Below are 26,408 nucleotides of genomic sequence, written 5' to 3'. Positions count from 1 at the left end.
TTATAATATTAAAATATATTAAATTTTATAAAATCATTAGAGCCATTTTCACTAATAACATTAATAACATATTTACCTTTTTTTAAATCCAAAGATAAACTTTCTTCTTTTCCTTCAAAAATCAATTCTTGATTTAAATACCAAAAAAGTTTTTCTTTTTTAGGGTTTATAAGTTTAATTAACAATTTTTGCTTATTTTTTAAATCTTTTGGCAAAATGATATTAAGATTATTTAGTGGATATATGATTTTTAAATTTTGATTAGAGCTTTGTAAATTTTGCTTTTCTTTTGCAAAAAATGCTTGTGCATTGGAAGGTAAATTTAATATAATCTTTTTCTTTGCATGGATGAAATTTTCATCTAAAGAATCAACTTCTTTATTTTTATACATAAAAACTTCTTTTAGAAATGGTGAAGTTCTTAAGACATTTGCACTTTGCGGGTAAAGCACTTCTTTAAAGTCAAATTTATAATCATATCTATATCCTGTTTGATTTTCAATTTTGATAGAAACTAAATCATTAGGCTTTTCAAATTCTAAATTAACTCTCTCAAGTAAGGATAAAAGTTCAAAAAACAATTCCCCTGCTATGCTTACACCATATAAATTTGCATTTGCCTCGCCATTAAAATTTCCAACCCACACTCCTAAAGTGTATTTTGGAGAAGTTCCTATAGCCCAGGCATCTTTTCTACCATAACTTGTGCCTGTTTTCCAAGAAATAATAGTATTAAAATCATATTGTCTTAAACCTGCTCTATCTAAATCCTTTAAGGTTTGTAAGGTTAAAAAGCTTGCTCCATCACTAATAAGCTTTTTATTTTCTTCAGTAAATGCATTTTCTTCATATAAAAGCTCTTTAAAATTTCCATAATTTCCAAGTCCTAGATAGATTTTTACCATATCTTCTAAACTAAATTCTTTTGTGCCCAAAATCAAAGAAAGTCCGTATTTTTTAAAATTTTCATCTTCAAAATCTAAAATATCTTTGAGTTTATAAAAAAACTTCTCATACCCATATTCTGCAAGTAAGCTTACAAAAGGAACATTAAGTGATTTTTGCAAAGATTCTTTTGCACTAATAAAACCATGGTATTTTTTATTTGCATTTTGTGGAGCAAAGTTAGAAAAAAATGTAGGCACATCAAGCATTAAAGATTCAGGCACTATAAGTCCCTCATCTATGGCAAAAGCAAAAAGCAAAGGTTTTAAGGTTGAACCCACACTACGCTTTGCTATCACCCCATCAACTTGACCAAAACTTGCAAAATCATAAAAATCATTAGAGCCTACATAAGCTAAAACTTTATTTGTTTTGGTATCTGCTAACAATATAGCTAGATTTTTTATGCCTTTTTGTTGTAGTTTATAAGAATATTCTTTAGCTTTTTCTTCAAATTTGATTTGAATTTTTTTATCTATACTAGAAACGATTTTTTCTTTATCCGCTAAAAGCCTACGCGCTAAATGTGGAGCCAAGTTTTTCCTTGTTTTAAAGCTAGGAAGTTTTTCAGCCTTTGCAAGAGTTAAAATATCTTTAGAAAAATATCCCTTTTCAAAAAGCCTATCAAGCAAAGCATTGCGTTTTTTTAAAAGTCTATCTTTGTTTTTTTCAAGATTAATTAAACCTGGATTATTAGGAAGCACAGCAAGCAAGGCTGCTTCACTCCAAGTAAGATCTTTTAAATCTTTTTCAAAATAAAATAAACCAGCACTTGCAACACCTACTAAATTTCCTCCATAAGGAGCATTATTTAAATAAAGTCTTAAAATTTCTTCCTTATCATAAGCATTTTCTAAAGCAAAAGCTTTGATGATTTCATTAAATTTATTAAAATATGTGCGTTTGTTTTGCTCTAGAAGTTTGATTGTTTGCATAGAAATTGTACTTGCACCACTTCTTTTACTTGAAAAAATATTATTTTTAAAAGCCCTTATAATCGCTAAAAAATCTACTCCATAATGAGAATAAAAATTTTTATCTTCATATAAAAGAACTGCACTTTTTAATTTTTGCGGTATAAACTCACTCTCTAAATGCCATTGTTCGTTAGAATCTAAAAATACACTAAGAATTTCTTTATTTTTATCAAATAAAACCTTACTATAAGTGCATTTAAATAAATCCTTACTATCAAAGCTAAAATAAATTAAGCCTATGTAAAAACATAGGCTTAAAAAGCATATTGCAAGGCTTATTTTGATTTTCACTGCACTACTTTAACTCTTTTACTCTCACTTAAAGCTCTATAAGTATTATCATACATTGCTTCAGCATAAGCTCCACTCAAAGTATAAACACCTGGAGTAACAGCACTTAATTTCACAAAAAATTCTCTTGACTCATCAGAGTATAAAGGAAAGAAATACATGATTTTATCATCTCTTATATCTACAAAATCATAATAAGAATTTTTCACAAAATCAGGAGTTTCATCATCTAAAAGATCATGCACTATCTCCCATCCACTTGGTAAAATTTGAGTTAAAGCTATATTAGAAGTGCCCGGATAATTTTTATTTGATATTTTTAATTTCATATAAAAAATTTGAGAGCTTTTTATAGCACTTTCATCTATTTCATTTCCATTTTCATCATAAAAACTTCTTTCTATATACATACGCTGCGCAAAAGGTTCGACAATACCTTTTTTAATTCCCTCTACTCCAAAATGCACATAAGTATCTTCTTTAGCTTCTATCAAAGCGCTGCCTTGATTAAACTCAAATTTAGAAAAACTTGCATTGAGCTTTTTACTCTCACCATTAATTTTTACACTTGCATTGATAGTTTTAGGATTTTCATCACTAAAGCTATTTGCCAAAGCATATAAAGCATAGCCTGTGCTTTGAGTGCTAAGCCAAGCTTGGCTTTCTAAAGTTTTTTTAATATCATCTAATAATTCATCATTATTTTTACCATAAATTATTTTATACGCATTTGCAATAATAGCTTCATCTCTTAGAAAAGATCCATAAGTATGAGTATAATTAGCTTTTTCATCAGGCTTTGTGCTTAAATTTTTAGCTATATTTAAAGCTACCTCATCAAAACCTGCTAATTTATAAGCTGCACTAAGTTGCCAAAGACTTACATTGTTTAAGCTTTGCAAATAAGTACTATCTTCATAAATAGCATTCATTATGCTTAAATTTGGCTCTTTGGCTAAAGCTAAAAGATATAAAGAATTTATTCTAATTTCTTTATTTGTTTGAGCTTTTAAAACATAGTGTTTTTGATAATCAAGCCATGCTTTAAACATTCCCTCGCTCACATAATAGCCTCTTTCTTTGGCTAAAATCATAAACATACCCGCATAATTACTTCCCCATGCATCAGAATCTTTAAGTCCTTGCCAATAAGCAAAGCCACCATTGGCAGTTTGAAAATTTGCGTATTTACTTAACAATGCATTGATATTGTTAATATTTTTTTGTTCATTTGCTCCTTGATCAAGTTTTTGCAAAAAGAGTTGCGGTAAAACTGCTGAAGTACTTTGCTCTATACATCCATAAGGATAATTTTGCAAGTATTTTAATCTATGATTTATATTTAAAATAGGCTTAGAACTCACACTTAAAAACGCCACTGGGTTGATATAATCTTGTGTGATTTTAAACTCCATAGAAGTATTTGCAGGAATTTTAAAAGATTTTCCCTCATAAGTAATCGTATTTAGTGCTTTTATGTCAATTTGAGTATTTTGAGTATAGGTGTAATCTTTTGCATTTAAACTTAACTCTATTTCTTCCACCCCAAGCTTGCTTGAATTTACTCTTGTGTTAATATAAATATCTTTTGTTTTTTCATTACCAAAATCAATTAAAATTTCATCTTTTTCAAAATTTATGAGTGAATTTTTTGTTTTTAGTTTAAGTTTTGCATTTTTTACATCATCATCTACTTTAAATACCTGCACCAAAAGCTTAAACTCATCATCAAGTCTTAAAACCCTTGGCAAAGTTTCAAGCATTACAGCAGGTGCGCTAACTTGGATATCTTTAGAAGCACTGCCAAAACCTGCTAAGTTGTTCGCCACTACCATAACTCTAACCGAACCTAGATACGAAGGCATATTAAATTTTAATTTTGCATAACCATTTTCATCACTTTGTACTGGCTCTTGAAACAACACAACAGGTTTAAATCGTCTTGCTTTTTCATCGTTTTTACTTTTATTTACCCTACTTTCTAAGAAAACATCACCGCCTGTAGTTAATACTTTGGAAGCATTAGAAATATTTTTAGCAATGATTTTATCATAGGTATCATATATGCTCATGTTAAAGCGAATTTTTTGATAAAAATATCCCCAAATATCTGGAGTTTTAAAAGCATTCACATCAAGCAAACCCTCATCTACAATAGCTATGGTATAAGTATAACTTTGCTTGTTTTTACTTTGAATTTCTACTTCAAAATCTTGTTTTGGCATGATTTTATCCGGTACTTTTAAATCAAGCTCGATTTTACTTTGTTCATCTACTACATTCAAAGGCACTACACCAAAAAGTCTTAAGGCTCTATCGTTAGTGTATTGATTATAATCTTGAAGCAAAATCACACTCACATACACATTTGGCTTATATTCTTTAAGAATAGGAATTTCAACCTTTGTAATATCTTCATGCGTATCTATCACAAAGCGTTTTAAAACCTTTACATTATCATTTAAAGTAACGATGGCTTTTGCACCCTTAACACTTTCAAATTCAATAAAAGCTGTTTCGTTTGGTTTGTATTCTTTTTTATCGCTTTTTATTTTTAAAGAACTCACTATATCAGCATTACTTGGCGCACCAAAACTACTAATATAAAAAAACTCTCCTGTGCTTGTTTTACTTTGTGTATCTTCAAGCTCTATAAACATTTCACCATGGTATTCTTTGGGATCAAATTCTATTTTAACCGGTTTATCCTTACTTAAAATAGTTCCTTGGGTAATGATTTGTGTGTTTTTATCTTTTTTGAGTGATTTTAAAAAATCATCATAATTATCATAATCCCACCACCAAGAATAATCATTTGCATAAATAGTATATTTAATCTCCCTATTTGCTATCAAATTCTCATCTAAATCACTCACAATAGCTTCAAAATTAATTGTAGAACCCGAGCTTAAATAGTGATTTTTCAAACGCTTAATACCCACAAAATACTCATGTAATATCACTTGTGAATTCACAAGCGCTTCAACTGATCTTGAACCTTTTTCAAAAACCCTAGCCCTTATGTTAGCTTCAAGATTATATGGAGTATTTTTAAAAAAATCTTTTAAAGCAAATTCTTGCTTTACAAAGCCACTTTCATCTAAAATGCCTTTTAAATTATCTTGATATTTTTGCACTAAAACACTAGGATTTGAAAAAATATATTCTGGATATTTTGAATTTTTATATTCTTTTTTACTTACAAATAAATCAGCTTGATATTGTAAATTACTTGCTGGTGTTCCAAAAAGATATTTTGAGCTAATATTAAAATCTAATTTTTCATTTTCTTTTATACTTTTTGGAGCTTGTATAGATACTTTTATACGATTTGGCACTATATTTTGCACTAAAATTTCTTTATCAAAAATAGCATTTGCAAATTCTACTCTAGCTAAATACACTCCACTTAAAGCTTGTTGATCAAGTGAAATCTTTTTATAAAAAGTTCCATTACTCAAAGGATCAAGTTTAATTTTATCTAAAAACTTTTTATTGCGTGGATCAAAAAAACTCAAAAATATAGGGTGATTAACAGCTCCTTTATCATTTCTTGCAACCATAGTTAAATGTATATCATCACCTGGTCTATAAACCCCTCTTTCTGTGTAAATAAACACTTTGTTTTGAGAATTTTGCTCTAAACCATCTACATCAAAACCATCATATAACAAAGGCGAACTTAAGCGTAAAATAGAAGCTTGCTTATCTTTTGAAGCAATGATAAATAAAGCTCTTGACTCATCAATATCATCAAAAACAGCCAAACCATTATCATCGCTTGTCTTAGAAGCTAAAATTTGATTGCTTTTGCTAATTATATCAACCCTAACCCCACCTAAAGCCTTTTGTGTGGTAAAATCTCTTACATCGACAAAAAGTTTTTTATTTAAATTTTGAGCAATTAAAGCTATATCTGAAAAAATCAAATTTTTACTAATCTTTGCTTTTTGATCAAAAAATCTTTGTTTTTTCCAACTCTCCATACCCTCATCAAAAACATAATCAATATCTTCTTCTTTAAAATAAAGCTTAACTATAAACACACCACTTAAATCTTTTAAACCATCTAAAGCTATCTCATTTTCTTGCCATTGATTTTTAACATTTTTAATATCAAAGTCTTTTTTTAATACTACTTCACTAGTATAATCACTCTCTGAAAAAATATCACTATCATAATCACTTAAATTTTTAGCACCTTGAAGATTTTTATATCTTAAATATTCACTTAAATTATTTGAAAATACCTGATGAACTTCTAAATGGATCTTTTTAATATTTAAACTTTTAAAAGCTATTTTTTTACTCGCTTTGCTAGATAAAAATACCCCTTGATTTGTAAAACTTATAGCAGGCTCATAGTCTTTTAAGCTCACTTGAGTTTTATAGCTTTCTTTTGTACTAATTCCATCAGCGCTTTTAATCCCTTGAGCAAGTTGAATTTCATAAGTTTTATTTGGAGTAAAATTTCCTATGAGCTTGATTTTATTCCCAAATACCAATGCTTTAAAATCTACTTTGGGTGTAATAAAAATCAACTCTTTTAAATTTTGATCTTGCGAAATACTTTGAGAAAAAAGTAATTCTATGTTTTTATTGATTATATTTGCATTTTGAAATACAAATTCGTTCTTTGCAAGTAAAATATATTCTAAATCTATATTTTTCTCTAAACCTAAAATTTCTTTATCAAAAACTACTTTTATATTAGTGTTTGTATTTTTAATTTTTAATGGCTTAGAATACACACTTGCTATATCATCTTGGATGATAATTCTATCTATTTGAATTTCTTTTTCTTGTGCATTAATTTTTACAGCTTTTAACAACTCATCTTTATCAAAAGCATAAAAACTTTGAACATTTAAAATCAACACACTCTCATCATTTGATATATTTTGAAAATATCCTTTGACATCTAGTTTTTCAAAAGGAGTTTTTACTTTTAATTGTACTTTTTCATCAGCTACAATATCATTTAAGTCTATAAAAATATCATAATTTTGATTTGCTTTTAAAGAAGTGTATATGTTTAATCTTGTGGAAGTTTCAAGTTCATACTTTGCTTTTATTTTTTGATTATTAATAACAATTTCTCTTTCTTTTACAACACCTATGTTTTCTGTAATGATATTGGTATTAAATTCTATAAAAATACTATGCGTATTTTCATTAAAACCATAAGATCTTATAATAGAATTCTTATCTTCATTTTTAGAACATGCAAACAACAAGCTTGCAAGCAAAAAAATAAAAAAATAATGTAAAAATCCTTTCATGGGTATCCTCTTTTTGGTAAATTTTTCAAATTATATCTAAATTCACTCTTGCTTCACTCAAAAAATTATATAATTCTTACATAAAAATAAAGGAGAAAAAATGAAAAAGAAAATCGCTGCATTATTAACAACTTTAAGTCTTTCAAGTCTTGCTTATGCAGATGGAATTTATGGTGTTATAGTAGATGTAAATGATGGTGCAAAAACTATTTTAATCGATACCACCTATGGAGAAAAAATGAATATAAAAATTCTACCAAATACAGAAATTGACATGGATGATTGTGGTATTTTTGGTATGGATAAATATGGCACTTTTAGAGATTTAAAAGTAGGAACTTTTATAGAAGCTGAAGTTTTCCATGGCTATACTCAAACAACACCAAATCCACAAACGCCAAATCAAGTTCAAAATATAACCGCTAAAGAAATTAAAATAGAATGCAAAAAAAGAGCTTATTAAGCAAAATAACTCCTAAAAAGGAGTTATTTTGATGCGTTTTTTTCTTGTATTAATTTGCATTAGCACTTTTGCATTTGCTTATAAAATTCAAGGTATTTTAAAAAACACTACTACACATACAATAAGTATTCAAACAAGTTTTGATAATAACTTAATTATTACCATTTTACCCCAAACACATATAGATATTTATAACTGCGGAATTTTTGGTAGCAATAAAAAACAAGCCAATGTGCAAGATCTAAAAAAAGGAAGTCTTGTTAAAGTTAAAGGCAGTAAAAATGGAAGCATTATCATTGCTGAAAAAATTATAGTAGAGTGTGATGATCAAAGAAGAGCTTATTAAGATAATAACTCTTCTTTATCGTCTTTATTGATTTTTTCTATATAAAGACTTTGTGAAGGAAATGCAAAACTTAGTTTATTTCTTTCGACAATCTTCATTAATTCAAGTAAAATACTTTGTCTTGCTTCTCTAAAACCTGCAGCATCAACTGCTTTAGTATAAAAATATACTTCTATATCAATAGAACTTGCGCTAAAGCCACTCACAGCCACATAAGTATTATTTTTATATCCTTCTAAATCATTCACTGAAACTAAATTTTGTCTATATCTAGCGCGGGTTCCACCATGATTTAGCGCACTATCATCAACTTGAGCTATCAAAGGACTAGTAGCTAATAAATATCTTATATCTTCTACACATTGCTCAAGTTGTTCAGGTCTTGCATCATAAGTTACACCTATAAATAATTTTACATGGCGTCCTATTTTTCTTTTACTCCAATTTTTTATATTAGTTCCCATAATAGTTGAATTTGGTAAAAATACCAAAGAATTATCAAAAGTTCTAATAGTAGTTTTTCTAAGCCCAATTTCTACTATAGTTCCTTCTATACCTGAAATTTCAACCCAATCGCCTTGATTAAAGCTGTTATCAAAAAGCAAAAGCACAGAAGCAAAGAAATTTGCAATAATATCCTTAGCTGCCAATGCCACAGCCAAACCACCAATACCTAAAGATGCAATCAATGCTGAAATATTAAATCCTAAATGTGATAAAACAAATAAAACAGCTATTACTATAATAATAAAATATAAAATTTTAATAATTAAATTAACCACTTCGCGTTTGCCACTTTTTTCAGCAAGCTTTGCCACAATTACCATACCATAACTATCAAAAATATTTATCACAAGCCAAGCAGTTAAAATAACATAAACAATTGATAAAATATTACTAATTCTTATATCTACAGGTGCAGGATAGTAAAAAATAGTAAAACAAATTCCAATAGCATAAGCAAACAAAAACCAACCCACTGGTCCTTGGAGCTTTTCTAAAAAGTGAGTTTTTATTTCTACATTTTCTGAATTTTTTCCAAATAAATGTATCAATACAAAATACAAAATTTTTGCAAGATAAAATTTCAAAGAATAAAACAAAACAATGACAATAATAGAAATAACTATTTTTCCAACATTTACACTACTAATAGAGGTTTGTTTATTAATATAATTAATGGCATTTTGCAAGCCCAAGCCCGTAAATAAAAAATTAGTTTCAAGCAAATTTGCATTATTTCTTAGATATACCAAAATTTCATTATATGACTTGATGGTATTTCTTAAATTATTTTCACTAAGCTCTAAAGTTCTAAGTTGAGTAATATCATTAATTTTCTCTTTATCTAAAGCAAAATTAAAAACTATATCTTCTTTTAATGAGTCAATGCTTTCATCAATAATTTTTTTTATTTTTTGACTTTGAGCACCTTCTATAAAAACTTTTTCTAATTCAAATATACAAAGATAAAAATGTTCTGCAGAGGTTAAATTTAAAAGTTTGATTTTATTATCCACATAATCATAATATCTTTTTTTAGCTTGAGCATTTTCAACACTTTTTTGTAAAGCATTCTTAGTTTTTAAAAAATCTTTTGCTTCTTTATCATCAATCTTTTGAGATACCATTTTTAAAGGTAAAGTAGTCAAAAGAGCTGTTTTTTGTTTTTCTATTTCTTTGATATTATCTTGAAATTCGGTGCTATTTGTATCACCGGTTTTAAAACTTTCCAAAAGTAAATTAAGCTCTATATAATCTTGTACCAAAGCAAAAATACTGTTCTTATCTTCTAAAGCATTTTTTTCCTGTGCATTCAAAGTGCTAATAAATAAAAATAATAAAATAATATTAACAATCTTTTTCATACTTTTTTCACCCTCTCTTGTATTAAAACAAAATTTTCAAAATTAAAATCATACTCATAAATTTCACCCGTTTCTATGATGTAATACCAAGCATGAAGTTCTATTTCTTTTTTATTTAAAGCTTCTTCTATACCTGGATAGGTTAATAAATTTTGCAAAGAATTAACCAAGTTCATTTTTTCAGTCATCCAAGATCGCATGGCTAAATCACTGCCTGCAACTTTTAAAACCTTATTTTTAATAGGCTCGAGCAAGGTAAGCCATTTTCTCACATTCGGCATACTCTTTAGCTCATTTTCATTTGCATATAAAGCCGCACAGCCACCACAATTACTATGTCCGCAAACTATGATATTTTTTATATGTAAAGAACTAAAAGCATACTCAATAGCTGAAGTAGTTGCCAAAAAATCATCTCCTACTCTATAAGGTGGAACTATATTGCCTATATTTCTTACAACAAAAAGCTCTCCTGGACCTGTATTAGTAATTAAATTTGGTATAACTCTTGAATCAGCACATCCTATAAAAAGTGTGTGGGGATTTTGTTTATTTTTTAAACTTTCAAAAAGTTCTGCATGCTCTTTAAAATCTTCTTGCATAAATTTTAAAGCACCCTCGATCAAGTCTTTCAAAAAAAGTCCTTTTTTGCATTTTAATAAAGCATTATACTAAATTATTTTTACTTAAAACAAATCTATAAATTTATTTTTTGTTATATTTTTATACAATTTTAATCTTTTATTTATCTTTTTTTTGTAAATTTTAATTTTTAAAAATTATTGGAGGATTTTAATGAGTCTTTATGATAGAGATTATTCTAACTCTAAAACTCAAGAATTTGAAGGTTATGCTAGAAGTGATTTGAGCATTTTTATAAAACAAACTTATCAGCTTTTTGCTGCTTCATTATTAGCTGCAACAGCAGGTGCTTACATAGGAATTTTTGCCTTAGCACATTTATTTGCACAATCTCAAGCAACTTTTTGGATTTTATTTATCGTAGAAATTGGCTTGTTATTTGCATTACAATGGAAAAAAAGAGAAGCTCCGCTTAATTTAGTTTTACTTTTTGCCTTTACTTTTGTTTCAGGACTTACTTTAACACCACTTTTATATTCTGTTTTAGCACTTCCTGCAGGAGCTAGCATTATCGCTCAAGCTTTTGCTTTAACAACAGTGGCTTTTGGTGCTTTAAGCGTTTTTGCTATGAATACAAAAAGAGATTTTACTATGATGGGAAAAATGCTTTTTATAGCTTTAATTGTTATCGTAGTAGCTTCTTTAATTAATATCTTTTTTCAAAGTTCACTTTTAAGCTTAGCAATTTCTGGTATTGGTGCAATTTTATTTTCTTTTTACATTCTTTATGATACTCAAAACATCATTAGAGGAAATTATGAAACACCAATCGAAGGTGCAGTTGCACTTTATCTTGATTTTATCAATCTTTTCATCTCTCTTCTTAATATTTTAAGAAGCTTTAATAGCAGATAAAAATTTGCGAGAAAAATTCTCGCAAATTTTCTTTACCTCTTTCAAGTTTTTATCAAACTTTTTAAGTTAAAATACTCATTTTATTTTCAATAAGGAAAATTCATGACTACTCTTTTAATTATTTTGCAATTTGCAATTGTTGTAATTATTTGTATTGCTGTTTTATTACAAAAAAGCTCAAGCATAGGACTTGGAGCATATAGCGGAAGTAATGAAAGCTTGTTTGGAGCAAAGGGTCCTGCAGGGTTTTTAGCTAAATTTACTTTTGTGATGGGTGTTTTACTTATCGCTAATACAATTGCTCTAAGTTATATGTATAATAATGCTAATTCTAACTCACTTGCTGAAAAAGCAGAACAAATTTTACCAAAGGCACCTGAAACAAACACAACTAGCATTCCAGTTGCACCAAGTACTCCAATTAGCGAAAGTAATACTAGCAAATAAAAAAAGGAAATACCATGCTAAATGAAATTTATACCAAGCAAAAACAACAATCAGACAAAAGCTTAGAGGCCTTAAAAAAAGATTTTACTACCATAAGAACTGGCAAAGTAAATATAAATATACTTGATCATATTCATGTAGATTATTATGGTAGTGCAACTCCATTAAATCAAGTAGCAACAGTTTTAGCAACTGATGCTTCAACTATTAGCATTACTCCTTGGGAAAAATCAATGCTAAAAGCCATAGAAAGTGCCATAGCTGCGGCAAACATTGGAGTAAATCCGAACAATGATGGCGAAAGTGTTAAATTATTTTTTCCTCCTATGACAAGAGAACAAAGAGAAGAAAATGCTAAAAATGCTAAAGCTATGGGTGAAAAGGCTAAAGTTGCTATTAGAAATATTAGAAAAGATGCAAATGATGCGGTAAAAAAACTAGAAAAAGATAAAGCAATCTCAGAAGATGAAGCTAAAAAAGCTTATGATGAAGTACAAAAACAAACCGATAATTATACAGCAAAAGTAGATGAGTTAGTTAAAAACAAAGAAGCGGAACTTTTAAAGGTTTAAAAATGAACTTAGAACAAATTTATAAAGATTGTGGAGCATACCTACAAGGACATTTTTTACTTAGCTCAGGGAAACACTCTGAGTTTTACCTTCAAAGTGCTAAAGTTTTAGAAAATCCAAAACTAGCAGGTGAGCTTTGTGATGAGCTTGCAAAAGTTATTGCTAGTTTTAATATTGAATTTGATAGTATTTGCTCGCCTGCCTTGGGTGGAATTTTAGCAGGTTATGAACTTGCTAGAGCTTGCAACAAACGCTTTATTTTTACTGAACGCGTAGAAGGAGTGATGAGTCTTAGACGCGGTTTTGAAGTAAAAAAAGGTGAAAAATTTATCGTTTGTGAAGATATTATTACAACAGGTGGCTCAGCACTTGAGAGTGCAAAAATCATCGAGAATTTAGGTGGAGAAGTAGTAGGTTTTGCAGCTTTAGCAAATCGTGGTTTTTGTGCTGTAAAAAATTTAAACAATCCAAGAAAAGAAAATGCAAAATTACCACAAAATTTACCACTTTTTGCACTAGGAAATTTTGAATTTGATATTTATGATGCAAATACTTGCCCACTTTGTGAAAAAGGCACTAAAGCTATCAAACCTGGTAGTCGTGGTAACTAATGAAAACTAAAGCAAAAATAGCCACTCGCTTTTTAAGATTTAAAGCCTTTTTGATTGATCTATTTTTGCTTTATGTGCCCATTTTGTATTTGTTTTATTTTACTCTTGGCTCTAAAGAAGCTTTTTTAAACAATCAACTTATAATTTTTTTGTGCCCATTGCTTTTTGGATTTTTACAAGCATTATTTTTAGTAAAAAAAGCTCAAAGTCCTGGACTTAAAGCTTATGATTTATACTTGATTGATATTAAAAATGGACACAAACTTAATTTTTTTAGAATAATCCTACGCTATGTAATTTTCATTATAAGCTTTGGCTTGTTGATTGGCTTTTTGGTAAGCTTTTTAAGAAAGGATACCTTAGCCTTGCATGATATTTTAAGCCAAAGCGCTATTGTAACAAAGGTGGAAAAATGAATAGAAAAAGAATTTATAATCCAAAATCAAATGAAACTTTAAATGATAGAAAAGTATTTAACGGCAACCCACATGGTATTTTAAATTTTACTAAAGCAAAATACACATGGGCTTTAAAACTTTGGGATTTAATGGAAGCAAATACTTGGTTTCCAAAAGAAGTAGATACAACAAAAGATGCACTAGATTATCGTTGCAATCTAACCGTAGCAGAAAAAAGAATGTATGATCTAGTTTGGTCTCAACTTATCTCAATGGATAGTTTTCAAACAAACAATCTTGCTGATAATATCAACCCTTATATCACAGCACCTGAAATCAATGCGGTTTTAGCAAGACAAGCTTATGAAGAAGCAAATCACTCAAAATCTTATGCAGTGATGGTTGAAGCAATCTGTGAAAATACAGACTTAATTTATGAAATGGAAAAACACGATGAGACTTTAAGAGAAAAAAATGATTTCATTTCAAGTATTTATGAAGAATTAGCTGGCGAAGTAGATGATAATAAACTTTTACTTGCAATGGTAGCAAATCAAATTCTAGAAGGAGTGTATTTTTATAGTGGTTTTACTGCTATTTATGCTTTAGCGCGTGCAGGAAAAATGCTAGGTTCAGCACAAATGATACGCTTTATACAAAGAGATGAAATTACTCATTTATTATTATTTCAAAATATGATTAATTCTGTGCGTAAAGAAAGACCTGATTTGTTTAATGATATCAATATAAACAAAATTTATGATATGTTTAAAAAAGCAGGTGAACTTGAGATCAAATGGGGTAAATACATCACTCAAAATCAAATCATGGGTTTTACAGACGATATTATAGAAGAGTACATTCACTATCTTGTTGATCAAAGACTAATAGCTATTAATCTTGATAAAATTTATAATGCAAAACATCCTATTAAATGGGTAGATGATTTTTCTAAATTTAATGATCAAAAAAGCAATTTCTTTGAAAGCAAGGTTACAAACTATTCTAAAGGGAGTTTGAGTTTTGATGACTTTTAAGTCACAAAACTACCCATATTTTACATTTTTTTAAACTAAAATTCTCTTTTTATTTAATATTTTATTTTTATTTATTTCATTATTGTAAAATCCGCCATTTTATTTTATTAGTAAAGGGGTAATTATGGAGTTTTTAGAACTTTTGCTAGTCTTTATTGCCATAGTTCTCATGATAATTAAGCCTGAAAAAGAAAAACTAGCTTTTTCTATACTTGTAATTTCATGGGCTATTATGGTATTTGACTATTTAGGTCGCAAATCAGGCGCAATCTTAGGCCTAATGAATCTATAAGGTGGCAAATATGTGTGATATTAACAAAACTAAATTTTTTTATTTTTTAATGTGCTTGGCAGGTTTTTTAATCATTTTAATGCCTGTTGGAATTGCAAATTTGATTTTTGGTTATATGCTAGGTGATAGCCCTTGTACTTCTTGTTGGGGCCAAAGAGAATCAATGATTTTCATTGGTGTTGCAGCTTTATTTATTGTGCGTTATGGTATAAAAGGTAAGTTCTTAGCTTTTCTTTTAATTGCAACTGCGTTTGGTTTATGGCAATCATTTAATCATATAAGCGGACATGCACATCGTGATCTTGATCAAGGTTTTGGTTTGCCTATTTTTGGTTTGCATACTTATTTTTGGGCTGAAGTAGTATTTTGGGCTGTAGTTTTATTACTTGGTGTAATTTTTGCTTTTGCTCCAAAATTTGGCTCCTTTGAAAAAGAAATGGAAGGAGTTAGTTTTAGAAAATTAACTAAATTTAACCTAGCTGCTATGGTTATTGTTGCTTTTATCGTAGCTTCAAATGTCTTCCAAGCTTTCGTAAGCACTGGTCCTATCCCATATAGCGGACAAGGTGATCCAGTTCGTTTTAGTTTAAATCCAAAATATATTATTTGGGATGATTCAGGCTGGAATAAAAGTTGGAAAAGCATTTCTTTCTTAGGAAAACGCGATGTTAAAGAACCTGATTTTGCTTTTGCTCCTGCTAATGAAAAACTAGGTATTGAATTTGATAATAATATCAGCAATGCTCCATTTGCAAATATCGATGATAATCTAAAAATCGTAAATGAAACAAAAATTGATTTTCCTAAAGCTATCAATACACTTGATTATATCAATGGAGAGTATGTCGCAAGTTCAAAATGGGAAGTATTTTTCCTAGATGATAATTTTAGCACTAAAACAGATTTTCTATTAGACCCATATTTTTCAGCCACAATTAATCCTATCATAGGAATTATTCCTTATTTGGACAACAAATACATCTTAATGGGCTCTAATAAAACTTTCTTAAGATTTGCTCAAAATCCTAATGCAGATGAAGCTTTACAATATGCTGATTTTATTAGAGGGGCAAATAATTTTGAAGGACAAGGTGAAAACCTTGGTCGTGGTAGAATTGACACAGTTAGAGCTAAATTCCATCATATTTTAAGCACAACTACTGATGGAAAATACATGTATCTTGCTACCGTTCCAAACAATAAGGATACTAAAACTTTTGTAATTTCTAAAATTTCTTTAGCAGATAGAGTTCTTTCAGCTGAATTTACTCCTAAAGCTGAGTTAAAAGAAGGAAAAACTTTGGGCGATCTTTATATAACTTCAATGGCTTTTAAAAATGGTAAAATTTATGCATTAAGTAAAAAGCATAATGTTATTGCTGTAATTGATCTAGACAAAGAAGAAGTTGTAAAAACTATTTCGTATCCAGAAAATATAACTAACGCAAGAAGCTTATTCTTCAAAGATGGCAAAATACACATCTTATCTTATCAAGATGGATCAAACATCCTTTATACGCTTGATTAATCTTTAAGGCGTTTTTACGCCTTAAAGACTTTAAAGCTAGATAAATAAAATTTAAGATAAAATAACACTTTTTATCAAGGAGTGCTTATTGATTCATATATTTGAACAAAAACAATGTCAAACTATGGCAGAAGAAATTCGCAAAAACACTTTCATTAATGAAGAATTATTTGAAGCTTTTTGTTCTACTCCAAGAGAAATTTTTTCACCTTTAAAAATGCATGCTTATAGACTTGATGCGCTTCCTTTAATGGGTAATCAATGGATAAGCTCGCCTTTAACCGTGGCTAAAATGACTATGGCACTTGATTTTAAAGATGCTGATAGTGTTTTAGAAATAGGTTGTGGTAGCGGGTATCAAGCTGCGATTTTAAGTAAGCTTATTAGAAGAGTTTTTACCATAGAGCGCATTGAAAAACTTGCAATTAGTGCTATAGAAAAATTTAAAAAACTAAACTATGCTAATATTCATGTAAAATTTGATGATGGGCAAAATGGTTGGAAAAATTATGCACCTTATGATAGAATTTTACTCTCAGCTTATATAGAGCATATTCCAAATGTATTATTTGATCAACTTGAAAACAATGGAATTTTAGTAGCTCCTTTACTCATAGGAAATCAACAATTCATCACTAAATTTACCAAAAAAGATGGTGAGATTAGCAAAGAAATTTTAGATGAATGCCTTTTTGTACCTATTAAAGATGGTAAAGAATAGTTAAAATTTCATTTTTAAAATAATAAAACCATATTCATCTTTATATTCACCCTCTTGTAAAAAACCATTTTTCTGATAAAAATTTATACGCCTTATAATTATCTTTATTTACTTCAACATATTTCAAATGATAATCATTTATGGCTTTAGATATTAAAGTAGTGTCTATACCTTTGTTAAAATATTTTGAACTTAAAAACAACATTTCAATTTTATCATCCACAAATGCTAAAAATCCAATCATTTTGTCTTTATTATAACAAATCAAATAATTTAAACTAAAGAATACTTGAGAATTTAAAAGATCATTTTTAATCTTTTCTCTATCAAAATCAGATAAAAAATCATGGGAATGTTTCACACTATCCTCCCATATATCGATCAATTTATCCTTAATATTATCTGTAATTTCTTTAAAATATTTAATTTTAATATAATTATTTTTAAACATAAGCTTTTTATAGGGGATGTTTTTTTATAATTATGTTAAAAAAGGAATATTATGAGTTTTAAAAGAATACTTTTTGGCTTATTTACTACTAGCATGCTTTTTGCCTATGAGCAAATGCCTCAAAATACCTCACATGGAAATTTCATAGACAAAGACAAATGGAAAAATTTAGATAAAAACTGGATTTATTGTGAAAGTGGTTTAAATCAAGATTTTATTAATATAAATAGCAAAAAGTCTAGAAACAAAAATCATTCTTTAGAATTTAACTACTCAAATGATTCTTTTGGTTTAATAAATGATGGTTATACCATAAAAATGTATTTTGCAAGCAATGGAAGCCATATCGTGCTAGATAATACAGCTTATAATTTATCGCATTTTCACTTTCATAGCCCATCAAAGATTTCTATTGATAAAAAATCTTATCCTTTAGAAATTCATTTTAGCCATGTAAGTCAAAAAGGCGATATAGTAGTGGTTGTGCTGTTTTTACAAGAAGGCGCGGAAAATCCTTTTATTAAAAAAATCATCCGTGCTTTTCCTAAAAAAGAAGGCGATAAGCTTTATGTTCAAGGCTTAAGTGCTAATGAGTTATTGCCAAACAATCTTCAATCTTTTTATATCTTTAAAAATAAACTCAACAAGCCTTGTAATCAAAAAATCACTTGGATAGTTTTAAAAGACATAAGCTATGCCTCTAAAGAGCAAATTCAAATCATACAAAATTTAATGGGAAAAAATGAGAATTTAAAAATACAAGAAATTAATAATTTAGAACAAAATGATTAAGTAAGCTAAACTTAATCATGTATAAAAGCTTGAATTTTTTCTAAATTAGCTCTAAAAAGTTTAAAATTTAACTCGCTTGAAATTTTTAAATCAGCAAAAAAAGGATTTTTCAAACTAGCTATGAGCAAATAATCATCTTTTTTCAAAACTCTTTGTGTAGAAAATTCTTTATCCTTTACTTTTTCAAAAATACTTTCATTTGACTTAATATCTTCTTTTAATTTCTTACTATAAAGCAAAATTCCACAAAAGAAATTCCCAAATTCATCTTTAAATTTCACATCATAAAGAATAAAATCATCAAAAATAAAAGAATTTTGAGAATGATAAGTTTTTAAAGAAAAATCAAAAGTAATTTTTTCAAAATCTTTCTGATAAAAGCCTTGTTTGTCAAATTTAGCATTGTTTTGCTTTAAAAATTCTTCACACATTTTAAATACAAGCTCATTGCGTCCCCACATAAGCTTTCTTCCTAAAATTCTAAAAAACAAAACTCCTGCTAAAACAGCAAAAAACAAAGCTATAATCACATCTTTGCTAAATTGAAAAGCAAGAAAAAATATAACCAAAGCTTCAGCAAATGCTAAAATTTGTAAAGCTTTGAGTCTTTTATTTAAAGCTTGTCTTATGGCTTCAAAATCCATTAAGACTTAGCCTTTTCCATTCTTTTTCTTTGAGTAGGATCAAGATATCTTTTTCTAACTCTAATATTTTGTGGAGTGACCTCTACAAGTTCATCTTCTTCTATCCACTCTAATGCTCTTTCAAGGCTTAATTTTCTAGGTGGTACAAGCTTAATCGCATCATCACTACCACTTGCTCTAACATTAGTTAAATTTTTACCTTTAATAGGATTAACATCTAAATCATTTGGGCGTGAATGCTCACCTATAATCATGCCTGTATATACTTTTGTTTGAGGATCAATGAATAATACCCCTCTATCTTGTAAGTTAAATAAAGAATATCCTAGTGCAACACCATTTTCCATAGAAATTAACGCGCCATTATTTCTTTTTTCAACTGCCCCGCTAAATGGACGAAACTCTAAAAAGCTATGGTTCATCACACCCTCGCCTTTAGTATCTGTTAAAAATTGTGATCTAAATCCTATAAGCCCACGCGCAGGAATTTCAAACTCAAGTCTTGTTTGACCATCTCCAGTTGGTGTCATAGTTTTCATTTCAGCTTTTCTTTTACCTAGTTTTTCAATCACTACTCCAGTAAAATCATCAGGCACATCAATCACTAAATGCTCAAACGGCTCTGTTTTAACACCATCTTCTACCTTAACGATAACTTCAGGTCTACCCATACAAAACTCAAAACCTTCTCTACGCATATTTTCGGCTAAAATAGTTATTTGAAGTTCACCTCTTCCACTTACTTTAAATTTACCCTCGCCTGTGCTTTCATATTTCATGGCAATATTAGTTTTCATTTCAGCTTCTAAGCGTTCTGCGATTTTATTTGAAGTTACATGTTTACCTTCAGTACCCGCTAAAGGACCATCATTTACTGAAAATACTATACTTAAAGTTGGCTCTTCTATATGTAAAGGATCAAGCGGCATAGGGTTATTTGGATCTACCACACTATCTCCTACATCTAAAGCTTCAAAACCTGCAATCGCTACAATATCGCCTGTCCCTGCTTCTTCAATGTCCATTTTTTCTAGACCCATAAAACCAATAAGTTTTGAAATTCTTCCATTGATTTTAGAGCCATCTGCTTTAGCAAGCATAACATTTTGATTTTTCTTTACTTTACCATTAAAAATTCTTGCAATCCCTATCTTACCAACGAAATTATCATAACCTAGAGTAAAAACTTGAAGCTGTAAAGGATTTTCATCACTACCACTTGGAGCAGGCACACGCTCAAGTATAGTCTTAAACAATGGTTCCATGTTAGTGCTTTCATCTTCAAGTGCAAGTTTTGCATAACCATTTTTAGCAGCCGCATATACTACTGCAAAATCAAGTTGTTCATCATTTGCCTCTAAAGCCACAAAAAGATCAAAAATTTCATTGATCACTCTTTCAGGATCAGCAGCTGGCTTGTCGATTTTATTAATAACAACAATAGGTTTAAGCCCTAAAGATAAAGCCTTTTTTACCACAAATTTAGTTTGAGGCATAACCCCTTCTTGTGCATCAACTAAAAGCAAAACCCCATCAACCATTTTTAACACACGCTCAACTTCACCACCAAAATCAGCATGGCCTGGAGTGTCTATGATATTTATTTTTGTGCCTTTATAATTAATAGCAGTATTTTTAGAAAGTATAGTGATACCTCTTTCTTTTTCTATATCATTACTATCCATTACACGCTCTGCTATTTGTTCACGCTCATTAAAAGTTCCTGATTGTTTTAAAAGCTCATCTACCATTGTTGTTTTACCATGATCAACATGAGCTATAACAGCTATATTTCTAATATTATCCAAGTTTTTCTCCAAAGTCTTAAATTTAAAATCTAATATTATATAAAAAAAATGCTTAAAAATTAAGATTTAAAAATTGGAACACTTGTTGCTTTTGTCTTGAGTAAGAATTATTTTTAAGGAGAAAAATATGTCAAACCTAAATACTCAAATCTTTAACGCTAACTTAGAAAAACAAGGAACTTCAGTTTTAAATAGTAAGCATTTTATGGAACTTTTAAATTATTTAGAAGTTATAAATTCAAATGAAGAAAAAGAATTAAATTATGCAAAACTTTCAAGCAAAGTAAGTGAAATTTTAGATGATGCGCAAAATGAAAATGCGGTTTTAAATGCTAAAAACATAGAAGAATTATTAGTAATATTTAAAAATTTTAATCTTACTCATGAAAATTTAAAACTTGATTGTGCAGCACAATTACAAAATTTATTTCCAAATTTAGCAAAAAATAATTTTTTAGTAGGTTAATTAATGTCTAATATCCAAGCTAGTGATGCTTTAAACTTACTAAGCATCACTCCACAGAATGAAAACCCAAGTAAAGAAAATACTAGCTCACAAAGTGATGGCGAGGAATTTTTAAATTCCTTATTGCAAGCAATAAATGAAAAAGATGGAAGTTTACCAAAAGATTTCAAGACTCTACAAAAAGATGATAAAGTTAATGATAAAATTTTAAAAGATGATGTCAAAGATAAAATACCGCTGGATGAAAAAGATGCTTTGAAGCTTTTTGAGGGTGCAAATTTTATGCAAATTCTTTCTTTATTAGAGGTTTTACAAAGCGATAGCAAGGATATAAAACTAAACAAACTTGTCCAAGATAATACTGCTATTTTAGCTCTTGAAAAAAATCTACACAAGCTAAAAAATATAAAAAATATTAATGAGCTTTTTAATGTGGCAAAAGAGCTTGGATTAAACATCAAAAATATAAAATTTGAACAAATTAAAGATTTAAAAGAAGCCTTTCCAAATCTTGATAAAAAAGGTTTTTTTGAAATACCAAAACAAAATAATAATACTAATGTTTTTCAAGATTTAATCAATCAAAAAATTACCAAGCTTTTAAAAGAAGAACCAAATACAAGCAAAAATATAAAAAGCAAAGAAAACGAAGGTGTGTCTTTGCTTTCTTCTGCTTTAAAAAATATAGAACTTCCAAAAAAAGATATAAAAACACAAGCAAAAGAAAACATTCAAAACATAGATTTTAAAGAAAAATTAGTAGAAAAAATTCAAATTCAGGATGAAAAAGAAATAAAAAACGCAAAAAATATCCAAAATACAACAACAAAATTCAATGAAAAACTAAGTGATATTGAGTTAATTAATCTTACTCAAAACACAAACCTAAAAAAAGATATTAAAGAAAAAGAAAAGCTAGATTTTAAAGAAATATTAAAGAATGAAAAACTAACTATTAGCGAAGATAGCTTTAGTAAAAAAATAAGTTCTGTTTTAGAAAATTCAAAAGATTTAAAAGCTGAATTAACAAATATAAAAAATACTCAAAATATACAAAATCAAAATCAAGATTTAAAAATTAACTTAGAAAATCAATTGGCCCCTCAAGATAAACATTTAAAAATAGATAAAAGTAATCAAAATATAGATAATTTTAGTGATATTTTTAAACACACAAAAGAGTTTTCAAAAGATGAAAATGATCATAGTGAAGAAAATTTAAATTCTTATGTAAGGGAAATGAATAGGGTTTCTAATAATTTTATAAAAAATCAAAATATTCCTATGAAAGAAACTTTCAATGATTTTGCCCAAGAATTTAAAGAAAAACTAGAAAGCTACAAAGCACCTATAACTCGCTTTAGTATAACTCTTAATCCACATAATCTTGGAGAAGTAGAAGTAACTTTAGTCCAAAGGGGTTCAAATTTAAATATTAGCTTTAACTCTAATCAAAATACCTTAAATCTTTTCATACAACATCAAGCTGAATTTAAAAATGCTCTTGTAAATATGGGATTTACAAATTTAGAAATGAATTTTAGTAATCAAGAAAGAAAAGAACAAAGCAATCCGCAAAGACAAAAAAACAACAATAGTAAAGAAGATAAGGTGAATTTTGAAAAAGAAATTCAAGAAAAACCGAGCTTAGAAATGGTTTTAGCAAAATATTTTTAAATGGAATATTTTTTGCTTTGAGCTTTAAAAATATATAAAAAAGGATTTTTATGTCAAATATAAACACACAAACCCTTCAAGGTCCTTTAGCAACGCTTAATACTAAAGATATGCCAAATGCTAAAGGAAGCACTAGAGCCGGTGAAGGTGATAGCGGGTTGATTTACAACCCTGGGGCAGAACTTGACAAGGATGCGTTTTTAAAGCTTCTTTTAATAGAACTCCAACATCAAGATCCAACAGATCCTATGGATACTGAAAAAATGCTTACCCAAACGGCACAACTTTCAGCACTTGAAATGCAAGATAATACTAATAAAACCATGACTCAACTTGTAACTGCGATGACAAAACTACAAAATTCTATTGCAGCAAGCACAGGTATGAGCGCACTAGCTGCAGTTGGAAAGCTTGCAACAGTTAAAGATAATTACCTTGTAGTGGCAGATGATGATATACAATTTCAAATTAATATGTATTTACCACAAGAACCACAAAAAGGTAAAAAGACTGATATTGATATTGAAGGTTTTGAACTTAAGAAAAATGGCGAAGATAAACTAGATATAACAGGTAAAGTTGATAAAGAAATAGCTGAACCTGGAGAAACTATACATATAAAATTAAAAGATGACAAAGGTCAAGAAGAAACGGTTCAAGCAGTAGTTGGAGAAGATCAAACATTTAAAATAGTAGGACATACCCCAAGTGTTGATATCAAAACAGCAAAAATTGATTCAGCTTATAAATCAGACAGCACACCTGTAACATTTACTATTTATAATGAAGCAGGAGATCCTGTAAGAACAATGAGTGTTAAAGATATGAGTGCTGGTATGAAACAAATCGTTTGGGATAGAACAGATGATAGTGGAAGTCCTGTACCATCTGGAAAATACTATGTAAGAGCAAGCTATATAGGTGAAGATGGCACAACCGTTAATTCAACTTATGGTGCTTATCCTATCACTGGAGTTAAATTTGAAGAAGGTGAAGCTCTAGTTGGTATGGGCGGTAGCTGGGTTAAATGGGAAGATATTAAAGAGATTACAGGATAAAATCATGTTTACAGCATTTTACAATGGAGTAAATGGAGTAAAATCCCAAAGTTATGGTATAGACAATACCGCTCATAATATAAGCAATGTCAATACAGTCGGTTTTAAATACTCTGATGTGGCATTTAAAGATGTATTTTATAGCACCATAACAACACAATCATATAACAAAGGTCAAACTGGTTATGGTAGTGTAGCAGGAGCTACTAATGATATTTTTGAACAAGGTCCGTTAGTTTCTACTGATAATGAATTTGATGTAGCAATTACTGGAAAAGGCTTTTTTGGTGTAAGTAATGCCAATGGGGTTTATTATACTAGAAATGGTGCTTTTAAACCTGATGCAAATGGATTTTTAGTAGATTCAAATGGAAATTATGTACTTGGAACTATGAATCCATCATTACAAGAAATTCAACTAAGCGATAGAGTTTCTAATATGTTTGGTCAGATTATGGGACAAAAAGTCACTACAGCTTGGAGTGGAACACCTGGACAGAATTTACAAATGGGCGGAGTTAATACTCAAGGACCTATTTCTGTACCTAAAAATCTTTACTTACCACCTCAACCAACGCAGAATATAACTTGGAGTGGAAATTTAGACACAAGCACCAAAACAGAAGCAGTAAATGTAGATGTAGATGCTTCTAAATTTGAATTTAGTAAAAATGAAGATGGTAGTGTAAAAATTTCAGGTAGTGTAAAAGATGAACAAATTTATGGTATAAAACCTGGCGATACTATATATTTTAAAATCACTGATGAAAAGGGTGCTAGTCAAACATTACAAGCTACTTTAGATGAAAATTTAGCTTTTAGTATCGACAATCAAAAACTAGATAAAGTCGATTTAGAAACAGCCAAATTAGAATCATCTCACTTAAGCGTTGAAAAAGAAGTAGCTGATAGCACAGAACTTTCTGCAAAATTAATAAATCCTGATGGATCTATTAGTTGGGTAAAAGTTAAATTAGATAGAGTTTTACCGCAAAATGGTACAGATTTAGAATACAAAGCTGTTGCACAAGTGTATGATAATGATGGCAATAAAATAGGTGGAACAACTGAAGGTTTAATCACTTTTAACGAATCTGGAGCTTTAGTATCTAACACCTTAAATTCGGTAGATAATAATGGCACAAGGGTTAATATAAATCTTGGTTCTTATTATGATCCAAATATACCAAATTCAGGCTATGATGGGCTTCATGCTTTACAAAACAAACAACCTTCAGTGCATACACAAACAGATGGTAAGGGCGAGGGGTTTTTAAATAATTATTCTATTAACACAGATGGTACTATCATCGCCACTTTTACCAATGGAGATCAAATAGCTATGGCAAAACTTGCTTTGTTTAATTTTACAAACGAACAAGGCTTGGAAAAGCTAGGGGAAAATCTTTATGGGCAAACAGGAAATAGCGGTAATCCAACTTTTTTACTTGATGCTAATGGAAATTTCAGCACAGCAACTTTTAAAGGTTCTTATTTAGAGCAATCTAATGTAGATTTATCGGTAGCTTTTACTAACTTAATCACTCTACAAAAAGCTTATGATTCAAGTAGTAAAAGTATCACAACAGCCGATCAAATGATACAAAAAGCAATCAACATGAAACGCTAATTTTAGCTTTTCATGTTTTATTTATATTTTTTTGCTCTAAGATATATTTTACCTCTTGCTCAAAAAATTCATACACCCTAAGCTGAACCAAAGATTCTTCTTCATTTTTATCTATTAAACGCTCAAGTTTATCAAATTTTATCTTTTGTATATATCTTGGATTTTTTTTCAAAAGCAAAGCAATATTTTTAAGTAAAGTATCCAAACTAAGCTCATTTTTTAAAACTCTATCTACATATTCTTTAGAAGTTTGCACCAAAATTGCTTGCCTACTTTTATCTTTTGGATAAATTTCACTAGCAATATCAGCTAAAACTTGCCAAATTTCTGCTTTTATATTTTTATTTGCCACAATAATAGCCGCAAAAGATTTTGCTCTAAATTCTAAAGACAGATGACTGGGAACAAAAAATTCTCTAAATTTAGATAAAAAATTTGCAAATATACTCAACATGCTTCACCTCAATGTTTTTTAAGATATTTTAAGATATTATTTCAACTGCCTTCTCTTAGACCTGTGCAATGCTATTTTTAAGCACCGCTTCAGGGTGGGAACACAGCAGAGCACTTAGACTTAGTGTGTGCCGCAGTCATCTGGGAGAGGGTT

At 29.1% G+C, this 26,408-nt stretch carries 24 protein-coding genes and 1 other RNA gene; 17 read left to right on the top strand and 8 right to left on the bottom strand.

The window, feature by feature from the left end:
- Nucleotides 1–8: 8 nt before the first annotated feature.
- Both pbpC and L8X97_RS06530 read right to left on the bottom strand, forming a co-directional pair.
- Nucleotides 9–2,213: a penicillin-binding protein 1C gene (gene pbpC / locus L8X97_RS06535; protein WP_263659570.1), complete on the bottom strand. Its 2,205-nt coding sequence runs from the start codon at nt 2,211–2,213 to the stop codon at nt 9–11.
- A complete protein-coding gene (locus L8X97_RS06530) occupies nt 2,210–7,495 on the bottom strand; it encodes an alpha-2-macroglobulin family protein (protein WP_263662911.1) in 5,286 nt (1,761 codons plus the stop codon). The genes pbpC and L8X97_RS06530 overlap by 4 nt, the downstream gene beginning before the upstream one ends.
- Before the next feature lie 100 nt (nt 7,496–7,595).
- Here L8X97_RS06530 and L8X97_RS06525 point away from each other — a divergent pair, with 100 nt between their 5' ends.
- Both L8X97_RS06525 and L8X97_RS06520 read left to right on the top strand, forming a co-directional pair.
- The gene (locus tag L8X97_RS06525; protein WP_220567078.1) at nt 7,596–7,958 is read left to right on the top strand and encodes a hypothetical protein; all 363 of its coding nucleotides are present in this window, start codon (nt 7,596–7,598) and stop codon (nt 7,956–7,958) included.
- Nucleotides 7,959–7,989: 31 nt separating this feature from the next.
- Nucleotides 7,990–8,304 carry a hypothetical protein gene (locus tag L8X97_RS06520; RefSeq protein ID WP_220567077.1) on the top strand — a complete coding sequence of 105 codons (315 nt, stop codon included), beginning with the start codon at nt 7,990–7,992 and terminating at the stop codon, nt 8,302–8,304.
- Here the strand turns inward: L8X97_RS06520 and L8X97_RS06515 are convergent.
- On the bottom strand, nt 8,301–10,172 hold the full coding sequence (locus L8X97_RS06515; RefSeq protein ID WP_133319016.1) for a mechanosensitive ion channel family protein: 1,872 nt from the start codon (nt 10,170–10,172) through the stop codon (nt 8,301–8,303). The genes L8X97_RS06520 and L8X97_RS06515 overlap by 4 nt on opposite strands.
- Nucleotides 10,169–10,807: a carbonic anhydrase gene (locus L8X97_RS06510; RefSeq protein ID WP_133319017.1), complete on the bottom strand. Its 639-nt coding sequence runs from the start codon at nt 10,805–10,807 to the stop codon at nt 10,169–10,171. The genes L8X97_RS06515 and L8X97_RS06510 overlap by 4 nt, the downstream gene beginning before the upstream one ends.
- Nucleotides 10,808–10,967: 160 nt before the next feature.
- On the opposite strand from L8X97_RS06510, the gene L8X97_RS06505 reads away from it, so the two are divergent.
- The 9 genes from L8X97_RS06505 to L8X97_RS06465 all read left to right on the top strand — a co-directional run bounded on the left by L8X97_RS06505 (nt 10,968) and on the right by L8X97_RS06465 (nt 17,275).
- Nucleotides 10,968–11,669 (top strand): Bax inhibitor-1/YccA family protein, encoded by a 702-nt coding sequence (locus L8X97_RS06505; RefSeq protein ID WP_039629164.1) that lies wholly within the window; start codon nt 10,968–10,970, stop codon nt 11,667–11,669.
- Nucleotides 11,670–11,771: 102 nt separating this feature from the next.
- Nucleotides 11,772–12,116, top strand: coding sequence for a preprotein translocase subunit SecG (gene secG / locus L8X97_RS06500; protein WP_263662910.1), 345 nt, complete (start codon nt 11,772–11,774; stop codon nt 12,114–12,116).
- Between the two features lie 14 nt (nt 12,117–12,130).
- Nucleotides 12,131–12,688: a ribosome recycling factor gene (gene frr / locus L8X97_RS06495; protein ID WP_039668941.1), complete on the top strand. Its 558-nt coding sequence runs from the start codon at nt 12,131–12,133 to the stop codon at nt 12,686–12,688.
- A 2-nt stretch (nt 12,689–12,690) separates the two neighbouring features.
- Nucleotides 12,691–13,299 (top strand): orotate phosphoribosyltransferase, encoded by a 609-nt coding sequence (gene pyrE / locus L8X97_RS06490; RefSeq protein ID WP_133319020.1) that lies wholly within the window; start codon nt 12,691–12,693, stop codon nt 13,297–13,299.
- On the top strand, nt 13,299–13,715 hold the full coding sequence (locus tag L8X97_RS06485; protein WP_133319021.1) for an RDD family protein: 417 nt from the start codon (nt 13,299–13,301) through the stop codon (nt 13,713–13,715). The genes pyrE and L8X97_RS06485 overlap by 1 nt, the downstream gene beginning before the upstream one ends.
- The gene (locus L8X97_RS06480) at nt 13,712–14,734 is read left to right on the top strand and encodes a ribonucleotide-diphosphate reductase subunit beta (RefSeq protein WP_133319022.1); all 1,023 of its coding nucleotides are present in this window, start codon (nt 13,712–13,714) and stop codon (nt 14,732–14,734) included. The genes L8X97_RS06485 and L8X97_RS06480 overlap by 4 nt, the downstream gene beginning before the upstream one ends.
- A gap of 124 nt (nt 14,735–14,858) precedes the next feature.
- Nucleotides 14,859–15,026 carry a dihydroneopterin aldolase gene (locus tag L8X97_RS06475; protein ID WP_133319023.1) on the top strand — a complete coding sequence of 56 codons (168 nt, stop codon included), beginning with the start codon at nt 14,859–14,861 and terminating at the stop codon, nt 15,024–15,026.
- Nucleotides 15,027–15,036: 10 nt separating this feature from the next.
- On the top strand, nt 15,037–16,554 hold the full coding sequence (locus tag L8X97_RS06470; protein ID WP_263662909.1) for a disulfide bond formation protein B: 1,518 nt from the start codon (nt 15,037–15,039) through the stop codon (nt 16,552–16,554).
- A gap of 91 nt (nt 16,555–16,645) precedes the next feature.
- A complete protein-coding gene (locus L8X97_RS06465; protein ID WP_263659584.1) occupies nt 16,646–17,275 on the top strand; it encodes a protein-L-isoaspartate(D-aspartate) O-methyltransferase in 630 nt (209 codons plus the stop codon).
- A 46-nt stretch (nt 17,276–17,321) separates the two neighbouring features.
- Here L8X97_RS06465 and L8X97_RS06460 read toward each other — a convergent pair whose 3' ends face one another.
- Nucleotides 17,322–17,660 (bottom strand): GNAT family N-acetyltransferase, encoded by a 339-nt coding sequence (locus L8X97_RS06460; RefSeq protein ID WP_263659564.1) that lies wholly within the window; start codon nt 17,658–17,660, stop codon nt 17,322–17,324.
- Nucleotides 17,661–17,777: 117 nt separating this feature from the next.
- Between L8X97_RS06460 and L8X97_RS06455 the strand changes: the two genes are divergently transcribed.
- Entirely contained in the window at nt 17,778–18,518 is a 741-nt protein-coding gene (locus tag L8X97_RS06455) for a carbonic anhydrase family protein (RefSeq protein ID WP_263659563.1), read from the top strand.
- Nucleotides 18,519–18,529: 11 nt separating this feature from the next.
- Here the strand turns inward: L8X97_RS06455 and L8X97_RS06450 are convergent, their stop codons facing one another.
- Both L8X97_RS06450 and typA read right to left on the bottom strand, forming a co-directional pair.
- Nucleotides 18,530–19,162: a poly(A) polymerase gene (locus L8X97_RS06450; RefSeq protein ID WP_263659562.1), complete on the bottom strand. Its 633-nt coding sequence runs from the start codon at nt 19,160–19,162 to the stop codon at nt 18,530–18,532.
- Nucleotides 19,162–20,970, bottom strand: a complete 1,809-nt coding sequence (gene typA / locus L8X97_RS06445; RefSeq protein ID WP_220567072.1) for a translational GTPase TypA — start codon at nt 20,968–20,970, stop codon at nt 19,162–19,164. The genes L8X97_RS06450 and typA overlap by 1 nt, the downstream gene beginning before the upstream one ends.
- Nucleotides 20,971–21,097: 127 nt before the next feature.
- Between typA and L8X97_RS06440 the strand changes: the two genes are divergently transcribed.
- From L8X97_RS06440 to L8X97_RS06425, 4 genes are read left to right on the top strand one after another with little or no spacing between them, the layout of a single operon-like run.
- Entirely contained in the window at nt 21,098–21,436 is a 339-nt protein-coding gene (locus L8X97_RS06440; protein WP_133319030.1) for a hypothetical protein, read from the top strand.
- A 3-nt stretch (nt 21,437–21,439) separates the two neighbouring features.
- On the top strand, nt 21,440–23,113 hold the full coding sequence (locus tag L8X97_RS06435) for a flagellar hook-length control protein FliK (protein WP_263662908.1): 1,674 nt from the start codon (nt 21,440–21,442) through the stop codon (nt 23,111–23,113).
- A gap of 50 nt (nt 23,114–23,163) precedes the next feature.
- Complete coding sequence (locus L8X97_RS08430) at nt 23,164–24,171, top strand: flagellar hook capping FlgD N-terminal domain-containing protein (RefSeq protein ID WP_220567070.1); 1,008 nt, start codon at nt 23,164–23,166, stop codon at nt 24,169–24,171.
- A 4-nt stretch (nt 24,172–24,175) separates the two neighbouring features.
- Nucleotides 24,176–25,801, top strand: a complete 1,626-nt coding sequence (locus tag L8X97_RS06425) for a flagellar hook protein FlgE (RefSeq protein ID WP_263662907.1) — start codon at nt 24,176–24,178, stop codon at nt 25,799–25,801.
- Between the two features lie 10 nt (nt 25,802–25,811).
- On the opposite strand, the gene L8X97_RS06420 is transcribed toward L8X97_RS06425, so the two are convergent.
- Nucleotides 25,812–26,255, bottom strand: coding sequence for a hypothetical protein (locus L8X97_RS06420; RefSeq protein WP_263659559.1), 444 nt, complete (start codon nt 26,253–26,255; stop codon nt 25,812–25,814).
- Between the two features lie 52 nt (nt 26,256–26,307).
- On the opposite strand from L8X97_RS06420, the gene ffs reads away from it, so the two are divergent.
- Nucleotides 26,308–26,405: signal recognition particle sRNA small type (ffs, locus tag L8X97_RS06415), an RNA gene on the top strand.
- Nucleotides 26,406–26,408: the final 3 nt, after the last annotated feature.

This window comes from Campylobacter sp. CNRCH_2013_0671h, assembly GCF_025773055.1.
Classification (GTDB): domain Bacteria; phylum Campylobacterota; class Campylobacteria; order Campylobacterales; family Campylobacteraceae; genus Campylobacter_D; species Campylobacter_D lari_D.
Note: the sequence above shows the minus strand (reverse complement) of the source record. Positions and strands in the feature narration are given on the sequence as shown.